The sequence below is a fragment of the Pseudoalteromonas sp. Z1A6 genome, from assembly GCF_011378745.1.
Lineage (GTDB): Bacteria > Pseudomonadota > Gammaproteobacteria > Enterobacterales > Alteromonadaceae > Pseudoalteromonas > Pseudoalteromonas arctica.
The window spans coordinates 1-7,754 of record NZ_WTKW01000203.1 but is presented as its reverse complement, the minus strand read 5'-3'; the positions used below and the strand labels follow the sequence as shown (position 1 = coordinate 7,754).

General features: G+C 39.8%; 4 protein-coding genes. 1 reads left to right on the top strand and 3 read right to left on the bottom strand.

Translation table 11 applies throughout. The features are described 5' to 3' along the window. Window positions 1-59 precede the first annotated feature (59 nt). A complete protein-coding gene (gene ssb, locus GQR46_RS13070) occupies window positions 60-782 on the bottom strand; it encodes a single-stranded DNA-binding protein (protein WP_007586300.1) in 723 nt (240 codons plus the stop codon). A gap of 20 nt (window positions 783-802) precedes the next feature. Further along, window positions 803-2,170 (bottom strand): MFS transporter, encoded by a 1,368-nt coding sequence (locus tag GQR46_RS13065; protein WP_165741171.1) that lies wholly within the window; start codon window positions 2,168-2,170, stop codon window positions 803-805. Between the two features lie 162 nt (window positions 2,171-2,332). Here GQR46_RS13065 and uvrA point away from each other — a divergent pair, with 162 nt between their 5' ends. Continuing rightward, window positions 2,333-5,158, top strand: a complete 2,826-nt coding sequence (uvrA, locus tag GQR46_RS13060; RefSeq protein WP_165741170.1) for an excinuclease ABC subunit UvrA — start codon at window positions 2,333-2,335, stop codon at window positions 5,156-5,158. A gap of 405 nt (window positions 5,159-5,563) precedes the next feature. On the opposite strand, the gene GQR46_RS13055 is transcribed toward uvrA, so the two are convergent. Then, a complete protein-coding gene (locus tag GQR46_RS13055; RefSeq protein WP_165741169.1) occupies window positions 5,564-7,705 on the bottom strand; it encodes a winged helix family transcriptional regulator in 2,142 nt (713 codons plus the stop codon). Window positions 7,706-7,754 lie beyond the last annotated feature (49 nt).

Genomic DNA, 7,754 nt, shown 5'->3' with positions numbered 1-7,754 from the left:
AAGCCCCGTATGAACGGGGCTTTTCTATAATAAATCTTTACACTGTAAAAGTTAGAAAACTAGAACGGGATATCGTCGTCAAAATCAATGGTTGGTTCCATTGGGTTTGATGCGCCACCTTGCGGAGCACTTTGTGGTTTAGGAGCGAAACCACCTTGCTGTTGTGGTGCACTTTTTTGCTGTGGTGCATAACCACCTTGCGGCTGATATTGATTACTTTGCTGCTGTGGTGCTGGAGCCGGTTTTGGTTGTGCTGCTGGTGCGGCTTGTTGCTGCGGATTATAGCCACTTTGCTGTGCAGCTTGGCCTTGGTTATTTTGACCGTAACCACCGCTTTGTTGACCACCTTGCGGCTGATTACCTTGGTAACCACCACCTTGTTGTCCACCTTGCGGCTGATTACCTTGGTAACCACCACTTTGCTGATCGCCACCACGTGCGCCTAACATTTGCATTTGACCAGTAAAGCCATCTACAACTATTTCTGTAGTGTATTTTTCTTGGCCTTGTTGATCGGTCCACTTACGTGTTTGAAGTTTACCTTCAACATAAATTTGTGAACCTTTACGACAATATTCACCAACAATTTCAGCTAATTTGCCAAAGAACACAACACGATGCCACTCAGTTTTATCAACCATTTGGCCAGTGTTTTTATCTTTATAGCTATCCGAAGTTGCTAAGGTAATATTTGCTACACCATTGCCGTTAGGCATATAACGAACTTCAGGATCTTGCCCTAAATTACCAACCAAAATTACTTTGTTCACACCGCGTGCCATGGAACCATCTCCTATAAATGTTAGATTAAACCAGCTACTTTACGTGCTTGGTCTAGGTCAAATTCTTTATCATTAATCTTTAAATAGCTGCGACTTTCATCGCGAACCACAGTTGCTTCTATTACGCCTGGTAAAGCAACTAACTGAGAAGCAAGTGTTTGAGCATGCTCTTCAGAATCTAATTTGGTCATTAAACTAATAACTTTACTTTTGGGTGGGACTTGCATTTTCCACGCAATAATAAGCCATATTAACCCAACAAGTGCTGCTGCCGCAAACACAGCTTGTGTCGTTGTTGTTTGTGCTACATAGCCACCTAACATACCGCCTAAAAAGGCGCCTAAAAACTGGCTAGATGAGTAGCCGCCCATTGCTGAACCTTTTTGACTTGCTGGTGCTATACGCGATACAAGTGCTGGCATTGTGGCTTCTAAAAAGTTAAATGCCACAAAATAAAGCAGCATACACACAGCAATACCAACTACGCTATTAACCCATACCGACATCGCTAACATACTAATAGTTAACAGGGCTACAGAGCCAATAAAGGCTTGTTTTTCTTTCTCTTTTTTAATGGCCACTATCATTATTGGTACCATTAATAAAAATGCTAAAAATAGCACTGGAATATATAAATACCAGTGATGGTCGGCAACTAAGCCATCTTTAATTAGCTGGCTCGGCAGTACAACAAAAATAGTGGTTAGCGTTAAATGAAGTAACAATACACCGGCATTTAATCGTGCTAACTGCGGATGCTTAATTAGTTTTTTAATGTCGCTAAAGCTTGCTAATGTATCGCCTTTAGGCGCTTTATTAACGGCTTTAGGAACCAATAACGTAACAATAAATATGCCTACAACAGCTAAAACAGCCGTTAACCAAAATACGCCTGCAATACCCCATGAGGCTGCAACAATTGGCCCAAGTAACATAGCAAAAGCAAAGCTCATTCCTATGCTCATACCAATAACGGCCATTACTTTTGGTCGCTGTTCATCACGACTTAAATCTGAAGCAAACGCTAACAATGCGCTGGCTATTGCGCCCATACCTTGTAAGGCACGCCCTACAGTAACCATTTGAATAGAGTCAGCTAATGCAGCCACTACAGAGCCAATAGCAAATACAACTAAACCACCCACAATAACTTTTTTACGACCAATTTTATCTGATAATCGGCCCATAGGTATTTGCAGTACTGCTTGCGTTAAACCATACGCTCCAATGGCAAAACCAATCCAAATAGGCGAAAAACCTTCAAGCGATTGTCCATAAATAGCCAATACAGGCATCAGCATAAACAAGCCGAGCATTCTAAATGCAAACACACTCGCCAGCGATACTGCGGCGCGTTTTTCTCGTGAATTAAGTGAAGATGCGGTCATTATCTGCGTGATCTTACTCTATGAAAAATTGAGGTTGGGATTCTACCATAAGCTTGGCAATAATTAATCGCCTATAAGTAAGGATTTTTCATTGATCAAGGATTAATATTGCTTCGTATTATGCGATACTGAGTAAATAATTTTGGTAATAAACGAGATAGCATGGAAAACATTGAAGTCCGAGGCGCCCGTACGCATAATTTAAAAGACATCAGCCTAACCATCCCACGTGATAAATTAATAGTTATTACTGGTCTATCTGGTTCGGGGAAGTCATCACTTGCATTTGATACACTTTATGCAGAAGGACAACGCCGGTATGTTGAATCACTTTCTGCGTATGCAAGACAATTTTTATCGCTTATGGAAAAGCCTGATGTAGATCACATCGAAGGCCTCTCTCCTGCAATTTCTATTGAGCAAAAATCAACGTCTCATAATCCACGATCAACTGTGGGTACTATTACCGAAATTTACGATTATTTACGACTTATGTTTGCCCGCGTTGGCGAACCACGATGCCCTACACATGATTTACCACTTGCTGCGCAAACCGTTAGTCAAATGGTAGATACTGTTTTGGCACTGCCTGAAGGCAGTAAATTAATGCTGCTTGCGCCTATAGTAAAAGAGCGTAAAGGTGAGCATGTTAAGTTATTAGAGCAGCTATCAAGCCAAGGTTATATTCGCGCCCGTATAGACGGTGAAGTATGTGACTTGTCTGATCCACCAACACTTGAGCTCCATAAAAAACATACAATAGAAGTTGTTGTAGACAGATTTAAAGTAAAAGATGGCTTACAGCAACGCTTAGCAGAATCGTTCGAAACCGCTCTTGAAATGTCGAACGGCGTTGCACATGTAGCATATATGGACGATAGCAGCGCTGAAGAGATTCTATTTTCAGCAAATTTTGCCTGCCCCACTTGTGGCTATGCAATGACCGAACTTGAGCCTCGTTTGTTTTCTTTTAATAACCCTGCGGGTGCGTGTCAAACGTGTGATGGATTAGGCATACGCCAATATTTTGATCCTAACCGTGTGGTGCATAATCCTGAGTTAAGTCTTGCCGGCGGTGCAATTAAAGGCTGGGATAAACGCAGCTTTTATTACTATCAAATGCTTCAAGCCGTTGCAGAGCACTATAGTTTTGATTTAGATGTGCCTTATCAAGATTTAGACAACGACTCGAAAAAAATTATTTTAGATGGCTCTGGTAGCACTAAAATTGCGTTTAATTACCGTAACGACCGTGGCGATTTAATTACGCGCAATCATGAGTTTGAAGGCGTGTTAAACAACATGAATCGCCGCTACCGCGAAACTGAGTCAAACTCAGTACGCGAAGAGCTTGCTAAATACCAAACAAGCCAAGCATGTCCTAGCTGTAATGGCTCGCGTTTACGCGAAGAATCTCGAAATGTATTTATTGGAAAAACCAACTTACCTGCAATCACGTGCATGAGTATTGGTGAAGCTATGGAGTTTTTTGAAGGGTTAACGCTAACCGGACAAAAAGGCCAAATAGCTGAAAAAATACTAAAAGAAATTCGCGACCGTTTATCGTTTTTAATTAACGTTGGCCTAAATTACTTATCACTTGAGCGCAGCGCCGACACACTATCAGGTGGTGAAGCTCAGCGTATTCGCTTAGCGAGCCAAATTGGTGCAGGCCTTGTAGGTGTAATGTACGTCCTAGATGAGCCATCTATTGGGCTGCATCAACGCGATAACGACCGTTTATTACAAACATTGGTACATTTACGCGACTTAGGTAACACCGTTATTGTGGTAGAGCACGATGAAGATGCTATTCGTGCCGCTGACCATATTATTGATATTGGCCCAGGCGCGGGTGTTCATGGTGGGCATATTATTGCTCAAGGAACACGCGACGATATTTTAGCAAGCAAAGAGTCTGTTACGGGCCAGTTTTTATCAGGCGTACGTAGAATAGAAATACCAAAAGAACGTCACCCAACGAACGACAAATGGCTAGAGCTATTTGGCGCAACAGGTAATAATCTTAAAAATGTGGATTTAAAAATCCCATTTGGTTTAATGACCTGTGTCACAGGTGTATCGGGCTCGGGTAAATCAACGTTAATAAACGACACTTTGTTTAAACTTGCTCATACAGAGCTAAATGGCGCAACAACTGCCGAAGCGGCACCATATAAATCAATTAGTGGTTTAGATCATTTTGATAAAGTGATCGATATTGATCAAAGCCCAATTGGTCGTACTCCGCGCTCAAACCCGGCAACGTACACAGGAATATTTACCGGCATTCGTGAGTTATTTGCAGGTACACAAGAAGCGCGCTCACGTGGCTACAAAGTAGGTCGCTTTAGCTTTAACGTTAAAGGCGGACGCTGTGAAGCTTGCCAAGGTGACGGCTTAATTAAAGTTGAAATGCACTTTTTACCTGATGTGTATGTACCGTGTGATGTATGTAAGAGTAAACGCTATAACCGCGAAACCCTCGAAGTACAATACAAAGGTAAAAACATACACCAAGTGCTTGAGATGACTGTTGAGGACGCTCATGATTACTTTGATAAAATACCGGCTATTGCGCGTAAGCTTAAAACGCTGATGGACGTTGGTTTGTCGTACGTGCGTTTAGGTCAAGCCGCTACTACTCTCTCTGGTGGTGAGGCGCAACGTGTAAAACTAGCGCGCGAGCTATCAAAGCGCGATACAGGTAAAACGCTCTACATATTAGATGAGCCAACAACAGGCTTACACTTTGCTGACATTGAACAGCTGCTTGTTGTACTTCATCGTCTGCGCGATCACGGCAATACAATTGTTGTTATTGAGCACAACCTCGATGTTATTAAAACAGCAGATTGGGTTATCGATTTAGGACCTGAAGGCGGAGCTGGCGGTGGTGAAATACTCATTGCCGGTACACCAGAAGAAGTAGCCGAATGTGAGCGTTCACATACTGGGCATTACTTAAAACCTCTATTAAATAAATAGAGGTTTAGTTGTTACAAATCAATCGGCATTAAGGTTATTTAACTGTCGAGATTACATTTGATTAAAAATAGCGAGAAGACTCACTTCTCGCTATTTTTTTGCTCTAATTTTTCATTTATCAACATAATACAAATCCGCAATAATACTTAACCATTTTGCGGGGCTAAACGTGTCGCTACCTGTGTTAAAAAATTCTCATTTACGACTGCATGGATGCAGAAGGTAGAGCAATGCAGGAGCAATTGCCGAGAGCAACTAAATAGCGAATTTTTTGCCTAGCTATCAACACGTTTTTCCATCCTCAAAATAGATCACTTAATTAAGCGAATTGGTATAACAATCGAAAATGTTATTAAAGAAAAACAACACACTGCTACAAACTTAATCTAAAAAGATAGACACGCCCTAGTCATTCCAACTTATCTGTATTATTTGCATGTCTTTATATTTTGATTCTGTAAATAAAATCTGATTGTTATTACTAATAAAAAATGCGATGGGTTTAAAATCCACGTGTACATCTTGTACTGTTTTATCTTCTAAATTAAGCCGAGCAACTCTTGAAATAGCATCGGAGTAGTAAAGGTAATTACCATTAATGGCAAAAAGTTGCGCTTGTCGCGCGTCTTTAGGCAATTCCCAATTCTGTTTATCTGATAGTTTAATTAACTGATTATTTGTAATCGCATAATTAGTGCCGTCAACGTCTGAAATTAATTTGTTAGCTTTAACACCCTCTAATATAGTTGTGTCTCGCGTTAATAAATTAAACTGAGCAAATAGATTTTCTGAACCACTTCGCTCTAAATAAATTATACTTTCATTATTTTTAGACCATACATAGTTTAGTATTTTCCGCCCTTTAAACTCAGCTATGGTATAGAGCTTGTTCGACATAGCGTCAAAAAATGCAATATCATTATTAATTCTTAATAAAACACGATCTTGCTTACTCGATACTCTTAGTCCGCCAATAGTAAAGTTAGATTTCCCTTCATAAGTAAAGTGACTAAGTTGCTTTGTAAGTCCATTTTGAGATAACCACAACTGACTGCTGCCAGAGCGCTCGGATACAAAAATATGCGCTGGCCCTTTCTCATTAATGACTTCTACAATGTTGTAGTCGTCTTCATCACTTTTGTAGAGTGCTTCATACTCAGGAACATCGCTAAAAAGATTAGTCGCTTTAATTAACGAAAATGCTTGTGTTTTATTTGCTGAGTAAAAAAGGCTATTAGCAGATTGAACTGCAATATAATAAGGTGAAATTGCTGGGGTAACCGTTAGTGTGCGTTTAATGATATTATTTTCATCAAACACAATGGTTGAAAGCTCAGAGTCTTCAAAAACAATCACGCCTTTATCGTCTGCAAGCCAGTCAAACGCGAAGCTAATTATGCTTTTCTTTGCTTTAAATAACCGCTTGGTTTCATGGGTCTCAAAATTGTAGCTAAATACAGAAAAAGGCTTACCCTTTTGACTAAGTACATATGCTATTTTACTACCAGAATGAGATAAACGAGGCATGATTACGCCATACATGACGCCTGGTGGTGGAATCACTATGAATTCTTTCTTAAGTTCTAAATCATATTTATATAAACCTGAACCCTCATGCTCATTTTTATATTCGGTGTAATAAATATGCTCACTACTTTCGTCTACTTGCGCATAACCTGTGTATCTAAGGTCGCACTTCTTAATTAAAGTAGCCTCTCCTATAACAGGAAACTGGCTTAAATCAACGAGTACCATTTCACACTTTTGCTGCTTTAAGTTGGTAGCTTGTAACAACACAGAGCGCTGATTTAACTGCCACGATAAAATGGATACTTGAAAGCCAGGATAGGTAATTTCAACTTCCCTTTGATCAGATAGTCGCTTTACAAATGCATGCATTACGTCATTTTCAGGTTCAACATTTGTATAAGCTAAATATTGTTTATCTGAGGACATCTCAGGGTGAACCTCACTGCCTATATTCCACGTGCTTGCTACCTTATTAACCGTGATCTGTTTAATCTTTTCACTAGAAGGTGCATTAATAAAAAACAACCCAAACCATACTAAAAAACACAGGAAAATAATGACGAGTAAAGAATAAATCAAAAACTTTTTACTATTCTTTTTTTGAACTGGTTTCGAAATAGTTGCACTAGCTATTTCTTCATTTTTGGCAGAAATACCCGGTGAGTCAGGAAAAATATTTGCAGGCTCTTTCGAAACGTTTGCTTGCGTTAAACGCTCAGGTATTACTGTTAGGCTATATCCTTTACGGTAATGCGTTTTTAAAAGCGGCGCTTTTTCAATTGGGTGGGCAAGCTGCTTTCTTAACTCTGAGATTGCACGGTTAATCGCATTATCATCAACAAAGCTCTGTTGCCACACACTCTCAATAAGCTCTTGGCGGGAAACGATTTGTTGAGGCTTATCTATAAAGTGGAGTAATAACTTTACTAAAAGTGGATCTAATTCCCTTTCTAAATGGTTTGAAGTAATCACACAGCGATTACTAATAAATTGCCAAGGTCCGATTTGATAATTCATAGTCTTTACGTATTTTTATTTTTATAAACCGTATCACATCTACACTTTA